The following is a 19,080-nucleotide window of genomic DNA, read 5'->3' as shown; positions in this document are numbered from 1 at the left end:
ACCCGCTAGGACAACTCCGCGAAATCGCTGAGCACGTCATCCCTTAGAGAGATAAACCGTGCGTCGCTGCGATTGCGCGGGCGGGGCAGGTCGATGTCGACGATACGCCGGATGCGCCCCGGATGCGGCTGCATCACCACCACCCGATCACCGAGATAAACCGCCTCATCCACATCATGGGTGACATGGACCATGGTGATCTTTTCCTGCTGCCAGATGTGCTGCAACTCACGCTGCAATCGCGTACGGGTCAGCGCATCCAGTGCGCCGAAGGGTTCGTCAAGGAGCAGCACGCTGGGCCGATTGACCAGTCCCCGGGCGATCGCCACCCGTTGCGCCATGCCGCCGGAAATCTGGTGCGGGTACGACTCAGTGAAATCCTGCAGGCCAACCAGCTGAATGTGTTCGCGTACGGTGTCACGCTTTTGCGCGGCGCTCAGCGGTGCGTTCTTCAGGCCGACCGCGACGTTCTGCTCAACCGTGAGCCACGGGAAAAGCCGGTGATCCTGGAACACGATGCCGCGCTCAAGCCCCGTGCCCCTGATCGGCTTGTCGTCCAGCAGGATGCGGCCGTCGAATGCTTCGTCCAGGCCGAGGATCAACCTGAGGAGCGTTGATTTGCCACAACCACTGGCACCGACGATGGTGATGAACTCCCCCGGCGCGATGTCCAGCTGGACGTTGTCCAGAACGTGCAGTTGGGTGTCGGCGCCTGCATGGGTAAAGTGCTTGCTGATGTTTTCCAGGCGCAGCCCGTTGCCCTGTGACGGGGCGAGGGGCTGGGCGGTAAGCGGTTGGGTACTGGGCATGAGCGTTCCTTCTGACATTCGGTTTGGGGAAGCGAGAGATTCGGGAGAGGCCGAGCACGACGACCTCAGCGAGGGGCAATGCCGTACAGCCGTTGCAGGCGTCGTTCAAAAAGACGCGCCAAGAGGTTAAGCCCCCAGCCGACCAGCCCGATGACGATCATGCCGAACAGCACGAGGTCCATCATGAAGTGCTCGCTGCCATCGATCAGCGTATTGCCGATGCCGCTGCCCGACACCAGCAGGTATTCGGCGCCGATGGTCGCCAGCCACGAATACACCAGCGCCAGGTAGATACCGGTAAAGATCGAAGGCAGCGCTGCGGGCAGCATGACGCCGGTGATCGTCTGCCAGCGGGTGAAGCCGTAGACCTTCGCGACTTCCAGCAGCGCCGGGGAAACGCTGCGCAAGCCGTCGCACGTGTTGACCACCACCGGCACCAGTGCTGCGAGGGACAGGAACACCACTTTGGCGACGTCGCCCAGACCGAACCACACCGAGATCAGCGGGATCCAGGCGAACAACGAGATCTGTTTGAACGTGTTGAAGCTCGGGCCCACCACTCGCTCGAACAGCCGCGAAAACCCCAGCAGACAACCGAGCACCAGACCCAGTGTGGTGCCGATGAAAAAGCCGCTCAGGTCGCGGGCAAGACTGGCGGAAATCGCACGCCAGAACTGCCCGGACGTCACTTGCTCCCAGGTGGTGACGGCGACCTTTTGTGGCGAAACCAACAAGCCGGAGCTGCTCCAGCCCTGGCTGGACGCAAGCCACCAGACTGCCACCGCCAAGAGGGGAACCACCCAACCTCGATAGCGGTGGGTCTGGGTGCCGTGTGGGATTGTCAGTGTGCTCATGCCAACCTCCCGGTCTTGACCGGACGGCCTCGGTTTAGGCGCCGCTCGATGAATTCGAAACCGCGATCAATCAGTAGCCCGAGGGTGCCAACCACCACCACGGCGGCCATGACCAGATCCAGCTGAAACAACTGCCGACCATAGGCGATCAGGTAGCCCAGCCCTTCGCTGGACGCCAACAGCTCAACCATCACCAGCGACAGCCAGGCCTTGGTGAATCCCAGACGCAGGCCGGTGAAGATCGGCGCGACGGCGGAGGGCAGGACGATGTCGGTGACGATCTGGCGTTGGCTGAATCCGTACGCGCGGCCCACTTCCAGCAGGCGTTTGGGCACTTCATGGAAGGCTTGCAGCGTACACAGCGTCACCGGGACCAGCGCGGCGTGGGCGATCAATACATATTTCAGCGGCTCGCCGATGCCGAACAGCAGCAGTGCAAACGGCATCCAGCCCAGTACCGGAATCTGCACCAGCGCGTTGAACGTCGGCAGCAGATAATCTTCGACGGTTTTCGACAACCCCATCGCCAGCCCCAGGGTGATCCCCAATGCCGAGCCGATCATAAAGCCCACCAGCACGCGCTGCAGACTGGCGGAGGCGTTCAGCCACAAGTCGCCGCTGCTGACCAGATCGCCCAACGTCTGGTAAACGAACGCGGGAGGCGGCAGTACTTGTTCCGACAACCAGCCGCGCTCCGTGCCGAGGTACCACAGGCCCAGCAGCACGATGGGCAGCAACCAGGCCAGCGCGACGTTGGCCGCGCGGGTTAGCCAGGGCTTGGTGGATGCTGGCGCCGCAACTCGCCGAGCGGGGCGGGTTGGGGCGTTGGGCAGACGCTTGACCGGCGCTAGGGTTTTCACAGGAATGTGCTGCCGATCAAGCGCTTCAGCGGTGGCTCGGGCCATGGCATCAACCTCCGTTGTTGGCGGGTTTGTCCGAAGACGCCGTCGCCGTGTTCGCGGCTTTGCCGTCCGCACCGTAGGCGGTCCAGTAGTGCTCAAGACCTTTGGCTTTCAGCGCATTGTCCAGATAGCGAGTGTCGAACCAGCCTTCGACGCTCACAGGGCGGCGAATCATCTTCTCGTCCCTGGCCTGATCAGCGACGGCCTGATAGCTGTCGCGCAGGAACGCATCCACCAGCGGTGACGCGCTGTCGCGCAAATCCAGACCACCGAAGTCGGCTTGCAGCGAGGCCAGCGGTTCGTTGGTCTTCGCCCACTCGTTGAGCACGGCGTCGCGGTTGCTGGCTTCGGATTCCCATCGCGCGGCATCGACCAGCACGTTGACGACTTTCTGCACATTGTCGGCGTGCTGTTTTTCATAATCCCCACGGACCACCAATGCGCACTGACGGGTATAGCGCACGTTGTTGTCAGGGTTATCGAAGATGATGTCGGCCAGCCCTTGATCGCGCAGTTTGAACAGCTCGCGCCCGCCGAATGCGGCATCGACGCCTTTGGACGCCAGCGCGGCCTGGCTGCTGCCGCTGTCCAGATTGATCACTTTCAGGTCGCGCTCGGTCATGCCGTGATCGGCCAGTAACTTGATCGACACCAGGTGGGCGTTGGTGCCACGGAACACCGCGACCTTCTTGCCCTTGAGGTCTTCGACGCTCTTGATCTCGGAGCCTTTGGGCACCGCCAGATACACATTTGAGCGCACGCCGATGGCCGCAAGCAATTTGGTGTCCAGGCCATTGGAACGGCCGACTACCGCGGGCAAGTCGCCTTCGTAGGCGAAGTCCAGTTGCTGATTGGAAAGTGCCTCGTTGACGGCCGGCCCGGCGCCCTTGAAGAAGAACCACTGCACTTCGGTGTCGGTGCCGGCGAAGGCTTTTTCAAGGAGCTGCTGGTTGCGCACGATGCCCAGGGACGAGCCGCTGAACGTGACCGGATCACCGCCACCGGCGCTGGCCACGCCAATGCGCAGAACGTCGGCTTCGGCCAAGGGCATCATCAGCAGCGCCGCCAGTGCGGTAGCTACGCGTGTCTTGCTGATTAGAGATGTTCGCTTGGGATTTGCCATAGCGTTTCTTCCTTGGAAAGTGGGTGACGCGCGATCAGGCAGCCAGGTGTTTCTTGTCGGCTTCGGTCTTGGGCGAGAGGGTTTCGGGTGTGGGTTTAATGGCCTGGCTGGCGCGTCCGTCGACGCCGACCGGAATGTCGCCTGCGACAGTGGTACGGCGCACCACGCGCTCGGCCTGGCCATAGTCGTTGACGGCGATGTGTTGAGTGGCGCGGTTGTCCCAGATCACCACGTCGCCTTCGTTCCAGCGCCAGCGCACGGTGTTGTCCAGGTGCGTGATGCGATCGTGGAACAAGCGGATCAGCTGTTTCGAGTCGTTGCTGCTGACGCCTTGAATCTGTTTGACGAAGTGGCCGAGCAACAGGCTGCGCTCGCCGGTTTCAGGGTGCACGCGCACCAGTGGGTGTTCGGTTTCGTAGACTTCGGCGGTGAACTGCTCGCGGTAGCGTTTCACGCCCGCTTCGCCGGTGTCGCGGGGTGCCGCGTAGTCGTAGACGTTGGTGTGCAGCGCGCGGAGGCCGTCGGCCAGGGTTTTCAGGCTGTCGGGGAGGTCAGCGTAGGCAGCCGCGGTGTTGGCCCACACGGTGTCGCCGCCGTAGGGCGGGATGACCACGCCACGCAGGATCGAGATTTTCGGGTAGTTGGCGACGAAGGTGACGTCGGTGTGCCACGAATTAGCCCGAGTTTCCCTGGCGTCGAGGTGCAGGATGGCGCTGCTTTTCTCGGCGGAGCGAACGGTGGGGTGAGGGACCTGATCACCGAAGCGGCGGGAGAAGCCCTCATGCTGTTCGTCGCTGAGAAACTGCTCACGGAAGAAAAGCACCTTGTGCGTGAGCAGCGCCTGATTAATGAAATCGAAATCCTGCGTGGAGACATCTGCGGAGAGTTTGACGCCGCTCACCTCGGCACCGATTTTCCCCGCAACGGGTTTGATCTGAATCGCCATGTCCTTGACCTCGATCTGGGCTATTGAGGCTCAGATCATAAGGATATAAATAGGCGCTTCGCTAATCACTATTTGGCATAAATATAGAAGGAGAGTTTATGCAGCAGATTAATCTCCGAGGCTCAAGGTCATAAGCCTTTCGTTTTGCGGCATCACCCGATCACTTCACATCTGTGGCACATCCTCCTGCAAACCCTGGTCCTTCCAGGTGCCGAGTGATCGGCGCAGCCGGCTCGCCAGCGAACTGCTGCCGTGGACGTTGTGGTAGTGAAACACCGCCGTGGCGCGCAGGGCGTCTTCGGCCACGGGCATGTTGGTGTGCAGCGAGCGATAGCCCCAGAACAGGTACAGGTGGCCGGGTTGCATGGCGATGCGGGTAAAGGCGTTGTCAGCCTTCGCGGCTTTGCTCCTGAGGCGGCGCTGCACCCAGCCGTTGTCCACGCGCACCTTGTCGAGCAGGTTGGCGAAGTAGGTGCGGCGGATTGGCCGACGGTTCGGCAGCATCAGCAGGTCGCCGCGTTCTCCGCTGGTGGGCATGCAGACCGGGAGGATGGTGGTCAGCACAAACGAGTCGTAGTGAAAGATCAGCGATTCGCGACGCCCGCCGCTGCCGGTCAGGCAGCGCAATGTCTGGGTCATGCCATTTTCGCTTGAACGATCGCCGGTGACGCCCGCCACGATGCGTCGGCATAAATCGATGAAGTCCCGGGACGAGCCCCACTCATGCAGCGGCGTATCCTGCACGGCCTGTCGGCCAGAGAGGGCCACGTAATCGTTGCCGCTATCGGCCACGGTCCGGGCAACCAGTGCTTGCAGTGATTCCAGCTGGGACGAACTGGCCCAGTCCGGCAAGACAGCGTATCCGTCACTGTCGATGGCCTTGATCAAGCTCTGAACCTGAGCTTCCGAAAAAGTCGTGTAAGGCATCTGGCGCAACCTCATGACGTAGACCGAGGAACAGCGAAACCCGTCGGACCTACTGCTTGAGATGTACCGGTTCAGCCGGGCGAGGCCAGAGCCTAGCAGCTAGCACAACTTTATCCACGCGCAAGGAAGTAATATTTCAAAATGTTAATTTTCAGCTAAAAAGCCGAGGTTTTCCGTCCATTTATGAAACAGATCGGCGAAGAACGCGCCGAATAGATGGGCGGCGAGACGTAACGAATTTGTGTCACTGAATATGTCGGCGCCTGTTCCTTCCGTGAGACGGGCCAGGATGTCTGCCAGGGGCGATAACTGAAAACGCCCTCGGAAAGAGGGCGTTTTTTAGCGCTTTCACTTCACGTGACTTACAGCACCACGCTCGGCAGCCACAGCGAGATCGCAGGAATGTACGTCACTGCCATCAGCACCAGGAACAGTGCGACATAGAACGGCAGCAGCGCTTTCACCGTGTCCTCGATCGTGACCTTGCCCACTGCGGCGCCGACGAAGAGCACGGCTCCCACAGGCGGCGTTATCAGCCCGATGCCCAGGTTGACCAGCATGATCATCCCGAAGTGCACCGGATCGACGCCGATGCCGACGATCACCGGCAGCAGGATCGGGGTGAGGATGAGGATCAGCGGCGCCATGTCCATCACCGTGCCCAGCAGCAGCAACATGACGTTGATGCACATCAGGATCACGTAGCGGTTGTCCGACAGCGTCAGAAACGCTGTGGTGATCTTCATGGGGATTTCCATCAGCGTCAGGATGTAGCCGAAGCTGGCGGCGAAACCGATCAGGATCATCACGATGGAAACCGTGCGCACGGCCCGATGCATCAGCTTGGGCAGGTCGCGCCATTTGTAATCGCGGTAGATGAACATGGTGACGAAGAACGCCCAGAGCACAGCGATCGCCGCGGACTCGGTGGCGGTGAACACCCCCGACAGGATGCCGCCGAGGATGATCACCATCGCCATCATGCCCCACAGGGCCTCACCGGCAATTTTCAACGCCTTGCGCAGCGGGATCACTTCGCCCTTCGGGTAGTTGCGCTTACGGGCGAAGATCATGCACAGCACCATCAACACGGCGCTGAGCAGCAGGCCCGGCATGATCCCGGCCATGAACAGCGACGCGATCGATACGGTGCCACCCGCTGCCAGCGAATACAGCACCGAGTTGTGGCTGGGTGGTGTGAGCAGCGCCTGCACCGAACCACTCACCGTTACCGCCGTGGAGAAGTCGCGGGGATAGCCATTGCGCTCCATTTCCGGAATCAGCACCGAACCGACCGACGCGGTGTCGGCAACCGACGAGCCAGAGATGGCGCCGAAGAACGTCGAGGCGACGATGTTAACCAGCGACAGGCCGCCGCGCACGAAGCCCACCAGCACACCCGCAAACGCCACGAGCCTGCGGGACATGCCGCCCTCGGCCATGATCGCGCCGGCCAGCACGAAGAACGGGATCGCCAGCAGCGAGAACTTGTTCACGCCACCCGCGACCTGAATCATCAGTGCGTCGAACGGGATCTCGATCCACCATGCGCCGATCAGCGCAGACAGGCCCAAAGCGAACGCCACCGGCATGCCGACCAGGATCAGTGCGATGAAGCTGCCCAACAGAATAAATGCGTCCATCATGCTGCCTCTTCGCTGGATTCGACCACGTCGTAACTCACCACTCGACGGTGACGCTGGTCACCCAGAAACAGCTTCTCCAGAACGAAGATCAGCGTCAGTACGCCACCGATGGGAATCGGCAGATAGGAGATGCCAACCCGCAGCCCCGGCATTTCACCCAGAAACTGATTCCAGGTGTTCAGGCACAGCTTCATGCCCTTGACCGCCATGAACACGCAGACCACGGCCATGAGGATTTGCACCAGCACGGCGGCAGCCTTGCGTGCGTTTTCCGGCAGGCGGTCAGTGGCCATATTCACGGCCATGTGCGCGCCGGCCCGGTAACTGGCAGCGGCGCCAAAGAAGGTGAACACCACCATCAACAGAATGGCAGTCGGTTCCGGCCAGCTGGAGCCGGTACCCAGGACGTAGCGGGCGAAGATGCCCCACGGGATGATCAGCGCCATGGTCAGCATCGACAGGCCCGCGATCCCGATGCAGAGGCGATACAGTGCGTCATTGAAGCGCAGAATCGTGTTTTTCATAGGCTCACCACAACGACGGTGGACGGCCAGGGCCGCCACCGCCGTGCTATCGGGCTGAAGGACTTATTGGACCGCTTCGATGCGCTTGATCAAGTCAGCGTAAGGCGCGCCATACTTGGCTCGCACGCCCGCTGTCGCGTCGTAGAAGGCTTTCTTCTGCTCAGGCGTCAGCGTGATGAACTCCACACCTGCCGCCTTAAGCTTCGTCTCGCTTTCGGCCGACTTCTTGTCCCACAGAACGCGCTCTTCAGCCTGGGCCTCGACTGCAAGTTTCTTCACCAGCGCCTGCTGTTCCGGGTTCAGTTTTTCCCAGGCGGCTTTGGACATCACCACAGGCTCCGGCAGGATCAGATGCTCGGTCAGGGTGTAGAACTTGGCGTTCTGATAGTGGTTGTGTTCAAGCAGGGTGGGCATGTTGTTCTCGGCGCCGTCGATGACACCGGTCTGCAGGGCGCTGAAAATTTCGCCCGTCGCCATGGCAATACCGTTGCCGCCCATCGCGTTGATGGTGTCGATGAACACCGGGTTGCCCTGCACGCGGATCTTCATGCCCTTGAGGTCGGCTACGTCGTGTACCGGCTTCTTGGTGTAGAGGTTGCGGGTGCCGCCGTCCATCCAGGCCAGGGCGACCAGTTTGGCTTCGGAGTTGGTGATTTTGTCGAGCATTTCCTGGCCGATTTCGCCATCGATAACCTTGCGCATGTGGGCGTGATCACGGAACACGAAGGGCAGGTTGAAGACGTTCACGTCCGGTACCACCGGCCCGACGATGCCGAGGCTGATGCGGGTCATCTGGACGGCGTTGGCCTGAACCTGTTCGACGACTTCCTTCTCGGAGCCGAGCACACCGCCGGCGAACATCTTGAAGCTGATCTCGCCTTTGCTTTGCTCCTCCAGTTTCTTGCCCATGTTTTGTTCAGCGACAACGGGTGGATAACCTGCGGGGTGTACTTCAGCGAATTTGATTTTGGTTTCCGCCAGCGCTGTGTTCGCGAGGCACAGCGCGAGAGGGAGTGCGGCGAGGAGCAACGTGCGTTTGAATTCCATGGATGTTCTCCGGTGTTGTTATTGTTTTTTCAGATAGAACGGGACAGCGGTACGGCGGCGCAGCGGTGGCCGAGGGTGTGGCTCAGCCGTTGAACGGGGGTTCTTCGAGGCCCTTGACCCCAGGGTTTAACGCGAACACGCCGCCGGCCAGCGGCTGGTCGCTGATGTCCCCGCCGGGGCGTATGGAGGTGACGTAAAGGGTGTCCAGGCCTGAGCCGCCGAAGGCACACATGGCCGGTTTTTTAACCGGCACCTTGAGCGATCGATCCAGCTTGCCTGCGGGGGTGAAACGGTGGATCACGCCCTCGTCATTGCCGCAGATCCAGTAACAGCCCTCCGCGTCGATCGCTGCGCCATCAGGGCGGCCGGCGTGGTGATTCATGTCCACGAACAGCCGACGGTTGTGCGGCGTGCCGGTGTCGATGTCGTAATCGAACGCCCAGATCTTCTGCACGGAGGGGTGGGAGTCGGAGAGGTACATGACGCGACCGTCGGGGCTGAACCCCAGGCCGTTGGGCACAATCATGTCTGTGAGCTGCGCGGTCAGTGGCTCGGGCTGGCCGGCGCTGTAGCGATACAACGAGCCCACTGCCAGCGTTTTGGCCATGTCCATGAACATGGTGCCGGCCCAGAAGCGGCCCTGGCGGTCGCAGCGACCATCGTTGAAACGCATATTGTCGGTCGCGTGCTCGACGCTGCTCAGCAGTTGCGTGGCGACAGTGCCATTGTCCTGGGGATGAAGGCGGAACAGGCCGCTTTCCATGCCGGCCAGCCAGCTGCCGTCATCGTAACGGGCGATGCAGGCGAGCATTTCCGGCGTTTCCCAGCTTGTGGTGAGACTGTCCTGCGGGCTCCAGCGGTGGAGGCGACGGGCCGGAATGTCGACCCAGTAGAGCGCCTGTTCCCGGGCGTTCCAGACCGGCGATTCACCGGTTGCGTTGCGTGCATCGAGAATCAGCTCAGCTTCCATGACGATCATTCCCTGATTTTTATGATGAGAGGCCGACCTTGCAGTCGGCCTGGCCGTCGTTGAGGCCTACTCGTCGCCGAACGGCCCGCTCGCCACAAATGCACCACCCTGATAAACCATGGCGGGGTCGTCGGAAGCCGGCATCGGTTGTGCTTCGACCTTGGCGCGAAACTGCTCGGAGCTGTCTTTCGGCTGATAGCCCAAGTGATTGGCCAGGCGGTTATCCCACCAGACCTTGCTGTTGTCCGACGCGCCGTAAACGATGGTGTGGCCGACGTTCGGGGTGAACAGGCCGCGCTCGATCAGTTGGGTCAGGTCGTCGTAGCTCAGCCAACTGGCGAGCATGCGGCGGTTCTGTGCTTCAGGGAATGAGGAGCCGATACGGATGCTGACGGTTTCGATGCCATACCGATCGAAATAGAAGCTGGCCATGTCTTCACCGTAGGATTTCGACAGGCCGTAATAGCTGTCCGGGCGACGCATGGCGCTGGCGTCGATGACTTCATCCTGACGGTAGAAACCGATGACGTGGTTGGAGCTGGCGAAGATCACTCGCTTCACGCCATGTCGGCGCGCGGCTTCGTAGATGTGGAAAACGCCGCAGATGTTCGGGCCGAGGATTTCTTCAAAAGACCGCTCCACCGAGACGCCGCCAAAGTGGACGATGGCGTCGACGCCTTCGACCAACTCGTGAACCGCGTTTTTGTCGGCCAGGTCGCAGATCTGGATTTCTTCGTGGGGGCCGGCTGCCGGTGCCATGTCGGCGATATCGGAAAGACGCAGGACCTTGGCAAACGGACGCAGGCTTTCGCGCAGGACTTTACCGAGGCCGCCTGCGGCGCCCGTCAGCAAAATGCGGTTGAGCGGGGCCTGGGCGTTGAATTCAGTCATCGTGGGAAACCCTGATTCTGATGTTGTTTTTATGGTGTCATCGGTTGTCGTATGACGCTTGCGGGATTATCGACAGGGCCCACAAATTTTGTCAACGCGACGAAGGTGTAAGCCCCTTTGACGCCGGTTTGTACATGTCGTCCGAACAGCGCAGCTACCGGGAGAATGCCGTGCCTGCAGTTTGCAGTGTGACGCCCGACGCTTTCCCGGCTAAAGCCGGTCCCACTGACTGCCCGGCACGACGCTTGAACGCTTACATCAGCGAGATCGGGTAGCTGACAAACACTCGGTTTTCGTCGAACTCGTTGGTGCTGTAATCACGCCGCATCGAGGAGTTGCGCCACCGGACGTTCAGGCTCTTGAACGTACCGCTTTGCACCGTATACGCCAGCTCGGACTCGCGTCCCCACTCCTTGCCGTCGGTCACGGTACCGGTGTGCACGTTATCGCCGCTGATGTAGCGGTTCATCATTGTCAGGCCGGGGACGCCGAATATCGCAAAATCCAGGTCGTGACGCAGTTGCCAGGAGCGTTCCTTGGCGTTGTCGTAGCTGGAGTTGTAACTGTCGTTGGCCAGCGTGCCGCCGCTGGTGCCGTTGACGCGCATCCACTGGTCATCGCCATAGACCTTTTGCAGGCCGAGGTAGACGGTGTTGCCCTTGTAGTTAGCGGAAAGCATCGCGTAGGCGGTCTTGTTATCCAGCTCGCCGGCCAGCTTGTTGCCGTCCTCTTTGCCGAGGAAGTAGCCCAGGTTGGCGCCCAGGGTCCAGTCGCCGATGGGTTGCTTGTGGATAACGTTGAGGAACTCCTGCTGGTAGACGTCTTCCAGCTGCGCGTACCAGAGCCCGACCTGAGTGCGCTTCTCGTTGAAGGTGTATTCGCCGCCGCCAAAGTTGAAGCGGTCCGACTTGAACGCAGCGGATTTACCGTTCATGAACATGTCTTCCATGCTCGCATCGTTGCGCGGGCTGTTGCCGCGGAACTGGCCGCCGTACAGCGTCAGGCCGGCGATCTCCTTGGAGGTGATCTGCCCGCCGCGGAAGGTTTGCGGCAGAGAACGACCGTCATCGGAGCGCAGGATCGGCAGCACCGGCATCCACTCGCCGATCTTCAGTTCGGTGTTGGAAAGCCGCGCCTTCGCCGCCACACCCAGGCGGCCAAAATTGTCGGCGGGGCGCCCGTCGTCATGGATCGGCAACAACTGAGTGCCGCCCGTGCCCTTGCCGCCATCGAGCTTTTGCGAGTACAGGCCCAGCACATCGAGGCCGAAGCCGACCGTGCCCGGGGTGAAGCCCGATTTCACGTCGAGGATGAAGTTTTGCGTCCACTCTTCGGCGTAGTTCTGAGGGTTCGCCGCATTGGTGAAGTTGCGGTTGAAGTAGGCATTGCGCAGGTTGAGCGTGGCTTTGGTGTCATCGATAAAACCTTCAGCGAGGCTCATCAATGGCAGGCTGAACGCGACGCTGCCGGCGCCAAGCAACAGCCACGAACGGTTGGTCTGGATCTTCATTTCTTATTGTTCTCCCTTTCTGCTGACAAAACGGTCCCGCACCGGAGGTCGCCGCCGAGGCGCCGAAGGCGTGGACATGGGTGCTCAAGTCACCGGTTTTGAATGAGGCTCACTGGCTGATCGAAACGGCCGTCGTCGATCAGTCCCTCGCGGTGGCGGCGTGGGCAAACACAGGCGCACGCGCGGACACAGGCACAGCGGGGTCAACAGAATGAGAAGGGGAGGTGGGGCGGATTTCTTGGGGCGACAGGCGCCGATTGACTGTCATCGTCATGGAAGCATTCCTTTTTATTTTTGTTATCAGTTATGCGTTGTCGTACAACGCGATCTTGAGTATCGGCAGAGATCTTTAGACTGTCAACGCGCGGGGCGAGGAAACTCGCCAACGGTCGTCTTGCCAGCCTTACCAACGGTTGCCAGCGGATATTGCGGCCCCCCCGTTTCTCTGCTAATTTCGAAAATGTTAACGATGACATTTCCGCTTTAAAAATAAAAACAACGGGATTTTTCGCTATGACAACTCGCCTCAAGAAGGGCTTCTCCGCCGTTCTCTGTTCCCTCGCCGTGGCTGTCGCCTGCGGCAGCGCCCTCAACGTTCAAGCCGCAGACGCCGCCAAGACCGGTCCGCTGAAGATCGGTGCGTCGTTTCAAGAGATCAACAACCCGTATTTCGTGACCATGAAGGACGCTCTTCAGGACGCCACTGCCAGCATCGGTGCAACGCTGCTGGTCACTGACGCGCGCCATGACGTGTCCAAGCAGATCAGCGACATCGAAGACATGCTGCAGAAAGGCATCGATATCCTGATCATCAACCCGACCGATTCGGTGGGCGTTCAGTCCGCGGTCAAGCAGGCCCATGACAAAGGCGTGGTGGTCGTCGCAGTGGACGCACAGGCCAATGGCCCGCTGGACTCGTTCGTTGGCTCGAAGAACTTCGACGCCGGGGTGCAGGCCTGCGATTACCTGGCCAAGAACATCGGCGGCAAGGGCGACGTCGGGATTCTCGACGGCATCGCGGTAGTGCCGATTCTTGAGCGCGTACGCGGCTGCAAGGAAGCCCTGGGCAAGTACAAAGACATCAAGATTGTCAGCATCCAGAACGGCAAGCAGGAGCGTGATCAGGCGCTGACCGTGACTGAAAACATGCTGCAGGCGCAGCCCACTCTCAAAGGCCTGTTCAGCGTCAACGACAACGGCTCACTCGGCGCGCTGGCTGCCATCGAGTCCAGCGGCATGGACGTCAAGCTGACCAGCGTCGACGGCGCGCCCGAAGCCATCAAGGAAATCCAGAAGCCCAACAGCAAGTTCATCGCCACTTCCGCTCAATACCCACGCGATCAGGTACGTCTGGCCCTCGGGCTGGCGCTCGCCAAGAAGTGGGGCTCACAAGTCCCGGCGACCATTCCGGTCGACATCCTGCTGGTGGATCAGGCGAAGGCGAAAACCTTCACCTGGTAACGGCCGTGGCGCTGCTCGCCTGAGGTTTTTGGTCAGGCGGGCGCCACGGGTTCTGGCCAAGGACTTAGGCCCCGGATTTTGGTGAGTTGCGCAGCGATATTCTGCTGCGACGAGGTGCCCATGAGCTGCCTTCTGCAATTGGAAAACATCTGTAAAAGCTACCCCGGCGTGCAGGCGCTCAAGTCGATCAACCTGCAAGTGGAGCGCGGCGAAATTCACGCGCTGCTCGGTGAAAACGGTGCGGGCAAATCGACCCTGATGAAGATCCTCGCGGGCGTCGAGCATCAGGACAAAGGCAGCATTCTCATTGACGGCGCGGAGCAGCATTTCGCGACCTACAACGAGGCCATTGCCGCCGGCATCGGCATTGTCTTTCAGGAGTTCAGCCTGATCCCCTATCTCAATGCCGTGGAGAACATTTTCCTCGGCCACGAGATCGTCAACGGCTTCGGCTTGCTGCGCAAAGGCGAGATGCGCGAGAAGGCCATCGCGCTGTTCGACCGCCTCGGCGTGAAGATCAATCTGGATTGTTCGGTGCAGCACTTGAGCGTGGCCGAGCAGCAGTTTGTCGAGATCGCCAAGGCACTGGCCCTTGAAGCGCGTTTGCTGATTCTCGACGAACCCACCGCCACCCTGACGCCGTCCGAGGCCGAGCTGCTGTTCGACATCATGCGCGAGCTGAAAAGCCAGGGCGTGGCGGTGATCTTCATCTCCCACCATCTGGAAGAGATCTTTCAGGTCTGCGACCGCATCAGCGTGCTGCGCGATGGCGCCAACGTCGGCGCACTGACCGTCGCCAACAGTGACATCGACACGCTGGTGGAGATGATGGTGGGGCGGCGTCTGGAAGCGAGCTTTCCGCCCAAGCAGTCCCGGGCCCAAGGCGAAGTGGTGCTGCAAGTGCGTGACATCCAGCTGACCCGCAACGGGCCGCACAACAGTTTCAATCTGCACAAGGGCGAGATTCTCGGCTTTGCCGGGCTGGTAGGGTCCGGGCGCACGGAACTGGCGCTGGGGGTGATCGGCGCGTTGCCGGTGGTCAGCAAGGACGTACTGTTGCGGGGGCAGCCTGCGCACCTCAATGATCCGGCGCAGGCGCTGGCCAGTGGCATCGGTTTGTTGCCGGAAAGCCGCAAGAGCGAAGGGCTGATTGTGGATTTCAGCATCCGCGAGAACATCTCCCTGAACAATCTGGGCAAGTACGAAGGCGCGGCGCACCTGCTTGATCGGCACAAGGAAGACACCACCACCGCTCAACTGATGAAGCAGCTGTCGATCAAGGCGCCGAGCTGTGAAAGCCGGGTCATTAATCTCAGCGGCGGCAATCAGCAGAAGGTGGTGATCGCGCGCTGGATCAATCACCACTGCGACATCCTGATCTTCGACGAGCCGACCCGAGGCATCGACGTCGGCGCGAAAGCGGAGATCTACACCCTGATGCGCACACTCACCGAACAAGGCTTCGCGATCATCATGATCTCTTCGGAACTGCCGGAAATCATCGGTATGTGCGACCGCGTGGCCGTTTTCAACAAGGGCGCCATCGTCAACGTGCTGGAGGCTTCGGCCATCAATCCGCAGGAAGTGATGCGCCACGCCACCGGGAGTCTGAACAGTGAACACCTCCATTAAACCCATGAACGCGCAACCCAACCGGATGCAGCTCAACTTCGCCCGATTGATCCGCTCGCCCGCCTTCTATCCCTTCATTGGCCTGGTGGTGGTGACGGTCTTCATGATCTTCGCCAGCGACAAGTTTCTCACTGGGGCGAACCTGGAAAACATCGCCCGCCAAGTGTCTATCAACGCCATCATCGCGGTCGGCATGACCTGCGTGATCCTCACCGGCGGCATCGATTTGTCGGTCGGTCCGGTGATGGCCTTGTCCGGCACGCTGACCACCGGACTGATGGTCGCAGGCGTGCCGGCGCCGATCGCCATCCTCATCGGTTTGCTGATTGGCGTGGGCTTCGGAGTGGGCAACGGCATCTTCGTCGCGTACCTGAAAATGCCGCCGATCATCGTCACGCTGGCGACCATGGGCATCGCGCGCGGGCTGGGCCTGATGTACACCGACGGCTACCCGATTGCAGGGATGCCGGACTGGTTCGCCTGGTTCGGACGCGGCACGCTGTTCGGCATCCAAGTGCCGATTCTGATCATGCTGGCGACCTACTTCTTCGCCTGGGTGCTGCTGCAGCACACGCGGGTTGGCCGCTACGTTTACGCCATCGGCGGTAATGAAGAAGCCGTGCGCCTGTCCGGCGTGCGCGCCTCGCGGTTCAAGCTGCTGGTGTACTCGATCAGCGGGCTGACGGCAGCGATTGCCGGGCTGGTGTTGTCGTCGCGGCTGATGAGCGGGCAACCGAACGCGGGCGTCGGCTTCGAGCTGGACGCCATTGCGGCCGTGGTGCTGGGCGGCGCCTCGATTGCCGGCGGGCGCGGCGTGATCATTGGCACGCTGGTGGGCGCGATGCTGCTGGGCGTGCTGAACAACGGCCTGAATATGCTCGGCGTCTCGCCTTATGTGCAGAGCGTGATCAAGGGCGGAATCATTTTGCTGGCGATCTTCATCAGTCGGCAGCGGCATAAATAAACCGAAAAGCAGCGCGTGTAGAAGCTCGCTTCTACACGCCATCCAACGATCAAAACAGGTGAACCGACATGGAACAAAACACAACAAATACCATGCAGGCCGTCGTCTGCCATGCGCCGAAAGACTACCGTCTGGAGCAGATCAGCAAGCCCGTTGCGCGGGCCAATGAACTGGTGATTCGCATCGGTGCCTGCGGGATCTGCGCCAGTGACTGCAAATGCCACTCAGGCGCGGCGATGTTCTGGGGCGGCGAGAGCCCGTGGGTCAAGGCGCCCGTGGTGCCGGGCCACGAATTTTTCGGCTATGTGGATTCGGTGGGCGAGGGCGCTGAAGAGCACTTCGGCGTGAAGGTGGGTGACAAGGTCATCGCCGAGCAGATCGTCCCGTGCGAGAAGTGCAAGTTCTGCAAATCCGGCAAGTACTGGATGTGCGAAGTGCACAACATCTTTGGCTTCCAGAAGGACGTCGCCGAGGGCGGCATGGCGCAGTACATGCGCATCCCGAAGACCGCTATCGTGCATCACATTCCCGAGTCGGTTTCGCTGGAAGATTCGGCGTTGATCGAGCCGATGGCCTGCTCGATTCACACGGTGAACCGCGGTGATGTTCAGCTCGACGACGTGCTGGTGATCGCCGGCGCCGGCACCCTGGGGCTGTGCATGGTGCAGGTCGCTGCGCTGAAAACGCCGAAGAAGCTGGTGGTCATCGACATGGTCGACGAGCGCCTGGAGCTGGCGAAAAAATTCGGCGCCGACGTGGTGATCAACCCGAGCCGCGACAATGCCAAAGAGATCATCAGCGGCCTCACCGACGGCTATGGCTGCGACGTTTACATCGAGACCACGGGCGTGCCGATCGGGGTGACTCAGGGTCTTGATCTGATCCGTAAGCTGGGCCGTTTTGTAGAGTTCAGCGTGTTCGGCGCCGAGACCAGCGCTGACTGGTCCATCATCGGCGACCGTAAAGAACTCGACGTGCGCGGCGCTCACTTGGGCCCGTATTGCTACCCGATTGCCATCGACCTGTTCGAGCGCGGGCTGGTGACGTCGGAAGGCATCGTCACCCACGACTTCGGTCTGGACGACTACGCCGAAGCGTTCGCCCTGGCAGACTCGACCAAGTCGATCAAAGTGCTGCTCAAACCGGTGAACTGATAACCCCCATTCTGTAGGAGCGTGGCTTGTCCCGCGATCTGCCGGGCACCGGCAGCAAACCTCGCCACGCGGTGAATCAGGCATACCGTGGCCTCATGATTGCGACCGGTTCCCGGTCGATCGCGGGACAAGCCACGCTCCTACAGGTTTTGCGTAGCACTCCAATAACAACTAGAGCGCACCCGGATGGATTACGTCATCGGTGTCGACATCGGCACCCAAAGCACCAAGGCATTGCTGGTCGATGGTCAGGGCCGGATCGTCGCGCAGCACAGCCACAGTTATAAGGTCGACACCCCCAAACCGCGCTGGGCTGAGCAATGGCCACAGGTCTGGCTCGACGCCGTGGAAATCTGCGTCGCCGCCTGCATGCGCAAGAGCGCGTTGCCCAAAGACAGCGTCAAAGCCCTGTGTGTCAGCAGCCTGTACGGCGGCTCCGGCATTGCGGTCGATGCGCAGATCAAACCCTTGTATCCGTGCCTGATCTGGATGGACCGCCGCGCTGAGGAACAGGTCGAGTGGGTCAATCAGCACGTGGATTTGGAGCGGCTGTACGCGATCACCGGCAATGCGGTGGACAGTTATTACGGCTTCACCAAAATGCTCTGGCTCAAGGACAAGCAGCCGCAAGTCTGGGCCGACACGCGCTACCTGCTGCCGCCCAACAGCTACGTCAATTACTGCCTGACCGGCGAGGTTGCGGTGGACCACAGCTCTGCCGGCAACATCGGCGGCGTCTACGACGTCAAGGCACGGGGCTGGTCGGCAGAGATGCTCGACGCGCTGGGCATCCCGGCGTCGATGATGCCCGAGCGGCTGGTTCACTCCGGTGAGGTGGTCGGCGGTCTGTTACCCGAATGGGCCGATCGGCTTGGGCTTAGCCCTGACATTCCGCTGCTTGGGGGCGGGGTCGATGCCGCCATGGCGACCTTCGCCGCAGGCGTTACCCAGGCCGGCAACCACGTGGCCATGATCGGCACCAGCATGTGCTGGGGCTACCTCAATCAGCAGGTCGATGCCCGGCATGGTCTGGTCAGTTTTCCCCACGTCTTCAACGGCGCCAAAGACCTCTACATCTTCGGCGGCGCGATCACCGCCGGCGCCTCGGTCAGCTGGTTTCGCGAGCAGTTCTGCCAGGCCGAAGAGCAGCAGGGTCGCGAGAGCGGCGAAGACAGCCACGTCATACTCGAACGCGCCGCGATGAAGATTCCGGCCGGCAGTGACGGCGTGCTGTTCCAGCCTTACCTGATGGGCGAGCGCAGCCCGGTGTGGGACGCCAGAGCCAGCGGCAGCTTTGTCGGGCTGAGCCTCTATCACAGCCGGATTCACCTGTACCGCGCGGTGCTCGAAGGCGTCACCTTCGCGCTTCGGCACAACATCGAAGCGGGCACAAAAGGCGCGCAATCCCTGGACCCTCGGCTGATCGTGGTCGGCGGCGGCAGCCACTCGGACCTGTGGATGCAGATCATCGCTGACGTCACCAACTTCCCGGTCTACACCATCGTCCAGGAAGTCGAAGCGGCGCTCGGTGCAGCTTTGCTCGCCGCCCACGCGGTCGGTCTGGTGGACGAGGCGCAGGTTCATAAAGGCTGGGTTCAACTCGAGCGCCGGGCCGAGCCTCAAGCGGAGAACGTCGAGTTGTATTCGCGACTGTTCGCCGATTACGTGGCGCTGTATCCGGCGCTGAAACCCATCATGCATCGCTTGCAGGGAGCGTGAC

17 protein-coding genes are annotated in these 19,080 nt (G+C 61.0%); 5 read left to right on the top strand and 12 right to left on the bottom strand.

Annotated elements, in window-relative coordinates; all coding sequences use genetic code 11:
- Positions 1-5 precede the first annotated feature (5 nt).
- From M1E04_RS20875 to M1E04_RS20820, 12 genes are all read right to left on the bottom strand, one after another.
- Entirely contained in the window at positions 6-809 is an 804-nt protein-coding gene (locus M1E04_RS20875; protein ID WP_192132945.1) for an ABC transporter ATP-binding protein, read from the bottom strand.
- A 65-nt stretch (positions 810-874) separates the two neighbouring features.
- Complete coding sequence (locus tag M1E04_RS20870; protein WP_192132943.1) at positions 875-1,663, bottom strand: ABC transporter permease; 789 nt, start codon at positions 1,661-1,663, stop codon at positions 875-877.
- Positions 1,660-2,568, bottom strand: coding sequence for an ABC transporter permease (locus tag M1E04_RS20865; protein ID WP_296307484.1), 909 nt, complete (start codon positions 2,566-2,568; stop codon positions 1,660-1,662). Before M1E04_RS20865 ends, M1E04_RS20870 begins: the two co-directional genes overlap by 4 nt.
- Before the next feature lie 4 nt (positions 2,569-2,572).
- Entirely contained in the window at positions 2,573-3,688 is a 1,116-nt protein-coding gene (locus M1E04_RS20860) for an ABC transporter substrate-binding protein (RefSeq protein ID WP_410936005.1), read from the bottom strand.
- Between the two features lie 34 nt (positions 3,689-3,722).
- Positions 3,723-4,634 carry a TauD/TfdA dioxygenase family protein gene (locus tag M1E04_RS20855; protein ID WP_410936006.1) on the bottom strand — a complete coding sequence of 304 codons (912 nt, stop codon included), beginning with the start codon at positions 4,632-4,634 and terminating at the stop codon, positions 3,723-3,725.
- A gap of 165 nt (positions 4,635-4,799) precedes the next feature.
- Positions 4,800-5,561, bottom strand: a complete 762-nt coding sequence (locus M1E04_RS20850; RefSeq protein WP_456291971.1) for a hypothetical protein — start codon at positions 5,559-5,561, stop codon at positions 4,800-4,802.
- A 362-nt stretch (positions 5,562-5,923) separates the two neighbouring features.
- Complete coding sequence (locus M1E04_RS20845) at positions 5,924-7,204, bottom strand: TRAP transporter large permease (RefSeq protein WP_065987589.1); 1,281 nt, start codon at positions 7,202-7,204, stop codon at positions 5,924-5,926.
- Positions 7,204-7,731, bottom strand: coding sequence for a TRAP transporter small permease (locus M1E04_RS20840; protein WP_065987588.1), 528 nt, complete (start codon positions 7,729-7,731; stop codon positions 7,204-7,206). Before M1E04_RS20840 ends, M1E04_RS20845 begins: the two co-directional genes overlap by 1 nt.
- Before the next feature lie 63 nt (positions 7,732-7,794).
- Positions 7,795-8,778 carry a TRAP transporter substrate-binding protein gene (locus M1E04_RS20835; RefSeq protein WP_296307478.1) on the bottom strand — a complete coding sequence of 328 codons (984 nt, stop codon included), beginning with the start codon at positions 8,776-8,778 and terminating at the stop codon, positions 7,795-7,797.
- An 82-nt stretch (positions 8,779-8,860) separates the two neighbouring features.
- On the bottom strand, positions 8,861-9,748 hold the full coding sequence (locus tag M1E04_RS20830; RefSeq protein ID WP_192132933.1) for an SMP-30/gluconolactonase/LRE family protein: 888 nt from the start codon (positions 9,746-9,748) through the stop codon (positions 8,861-8,863).
- A gap of 66 nt (positions 9,749-9,814) precedes the next feature.
- Entirely contained in the window at positions 9,815-10,639 is an 825-nt protein-coding gene (locus M1E04_RS20825) for an NAD-dependent epimerase/dehydratase family protein (protein WP_369318949.1), read from the bottom strand.
- A 253-nt stretch (positions 10,640-10,892) separates the two neighbouring features.
- Positions 10,893-12,149 carry an OprD family porin gene (locus M1E04_RS20820; protein ID WP_065987584.1) on the bottom strand — a complete coding sequence of 419 codons (1,257 nt, stop codon included), beginning with the start codon at positions 12,147-12,149 and terminating at the stop codon, positions 10,893-10,895.
- Positions 12,150-12,662: 513 nt separating this feature from the next.
- On the opposite strand from M1E04_RS20820, the gene M1E04_RS20815 reads away from it, so the two are divergent.
- From M1E04_RS20815 to M1E04_RS20795, 5 genes are all read left to right on the top strand, one after another.
- Positions 12,663-13,610, top strand: coding sequence for a substrate-binding domain-containing protein (locus tag M1E04_RS20815; protein ID WP_065987583.1), 948 nt, complete (start codon positions 12,663-12,665; stop codon positions 13,608-13,610).
- 120 nt (positions 13,611-13,730) lie between these two features.
- A complete protein-coding gene (locus M1E04_RS20810) occupies positions 13,731-15,242 on the top strand; it encodes a sugar ABC transporter ATP-binding protein (RefSeq protein WP_192173293.1) in 1,512 nt (503 codons plus the stop codon).
- Between the two features lie 4 nt (positions 15,243-15,246).
- Entirely contained in the window at positions 15,247-16,206 is a 960-nt protein-coding gene (locus tag M1E04_RS20805) for an ABC transporter permease subunit (RefSeq protein WP_192133276.1), read from the top strand.
- A gap of 68 nt (positions 16,207-16,274) precedes the next feature.
- On the top strand, positions 16,275-17,360 hold the full coding sequence (locus M1E04_RS20800; RefSeq protein WP_410936012.1) for an alcohol dehydrogenase catalytic domain-containing protein: 1,086 nt from the start codon (positions 16,275-16,277) through the stop codon (positions 17,358-17,360).
- Positions 17,361-17,546: 186 nt separating this feature from the next.
- A complete protein-coding gene (locus M1E04_RS20795) occupies positions 17,547-19,079 on the top strand; it encodes an FGGY-family carbohydrate kinase (protein WP_192132926.1) in 1,533 nt (510 codons plus the stop codon).
- The last annotated feature ends 1 nt before the right edge of the window (position 19,080 follow it).

It is taken from the genome of Pseudomonas sp. AK106 (assembly GCF_053903055.1).
The sequence above is the reverse complement of the archived record's forward strand: the minus strand, read 5'-3'. Positions and strand labels throughout refer to the sequence as shown.

Bases quoted from the DNA above. Each gene is read 5' to 3' on its own strand.
- M1E04_RS20870 (WP_192132943.1), bottom strand. From the start codon at position 1,663: ATGAGCACACTGACAATCCCACACGGCACCCAGACCCACCGCTATCGA.
- M1E04_RS20850 (WP_456291971.1), bottom strand. From the start codon at position 5,561: ATGCCTTACACGACTTTTTCGGAAGCTCAGGTTCAGAGCTTGATCAAG.
- M1E04_RS20840 (WP_065987588.1), bottom strand. From the start codon at position 7,731: ATGAAAAACACGATTCTGCGCTTCAATGACGCACTGTATCGCCTCTGC.
- M1E04_RS20875 (WP_192132945.1), bottom strand. From the start codon at position 809: ATGCCCAGTACCCAACCGCTTACCGCCCAGCCCCTCGCCCCGTCACAG.
- M1E04_RS20830 (WP_192132933.1), bottom strand. From the start codon at position 9,748: ATGGAAGCTGAGCTGATTCTCGATGCACGCAACGCAACCGGTGAATCG.
- M1E04_RS20825 (WP_369318949.1), bottom strand. From the start codon at position 10,639: ATGACTGAATTCAACGCCCAGGCCCCGCTCAACCGCATTTTGCTGACG.
- M1E04_RS20815 (WP_065987583.1), top strand. From the start codon at position 12,663: ATGACAACTCGCCTCAAGAAGGGCTTCTCCGCCGTTCTCTGTTCCCTC.
- M1E04_RS20805 (WP_192133276.1), top strand. From the start codon at position 15,247: ATGAACGCGCAACCCAACCGGATGCAGCTCAACTTCGCCCGATTGATC.
- M1E04_RS20810 (WP_192173293.1), top strand. From the start codon at position 13,731: ATGAGCTGCCTTCTGCAATTGGAAAACATCTGTAAAAGCTACCCCGGC.
- M1E04_RS20795 (WP_192132926.1), top strand. From the start codon at position 17,547: ATGGATTACGTCATCGGTGTCGACATCGGCACCCAAAGCACCAAGGCA.
- M1E04_RS20820 (WP_065987584.1), bottom strand. From the start codon at position 12,149: ATGAAGATCCAGACCAACCGTTCGTGGCTGTTGCTTGGCGCCGGCAGC.
- M1E04_RS20865 (WP_296307484.1), bottom strand. From the start codon at position 2,568: ATGGCCCGAGCCACCGCTGAAGCGCTTGATCGGCAGCACATTCCTGTG.
- M1E04_RS20800 (WP_410936012.1), top strand. From the start codon at position 16,275: ATGGAACAAAACACAACAAATACCATGCAGGCCGTCGTCTGCCATGCG.
- M1E04_RS20845 (WP_065987589.1), bottom strand. From the start codon at position 7,204: ATGGACGCATTTATTCTGTTGGGCAGCTTCATCGCACTGATCCTGGTC.
- M1E04_RS20860 (WP_410936005.1), bottom strand. From the start codon at position 3,688: ATGGCAAATCCCAAGCGAACATCTCTAATCAGCAAGACACGCGTAGCT.
- M1E04_RS20835 (WP_296307478.1), bottom strand. From the start codon at position 8,778: ATGGAATTCAAACGCACGTTGCTCCTCGCCGCACTCCCTCTCGCGCTG.
- M1E04_RS20855 (WP_410936006.1), bottom strand. From the start codon at position 4,634: ATGGCGATTCAGATCAAACCCGTTGCGGGGAAAATCGGTGCCGAGGTG.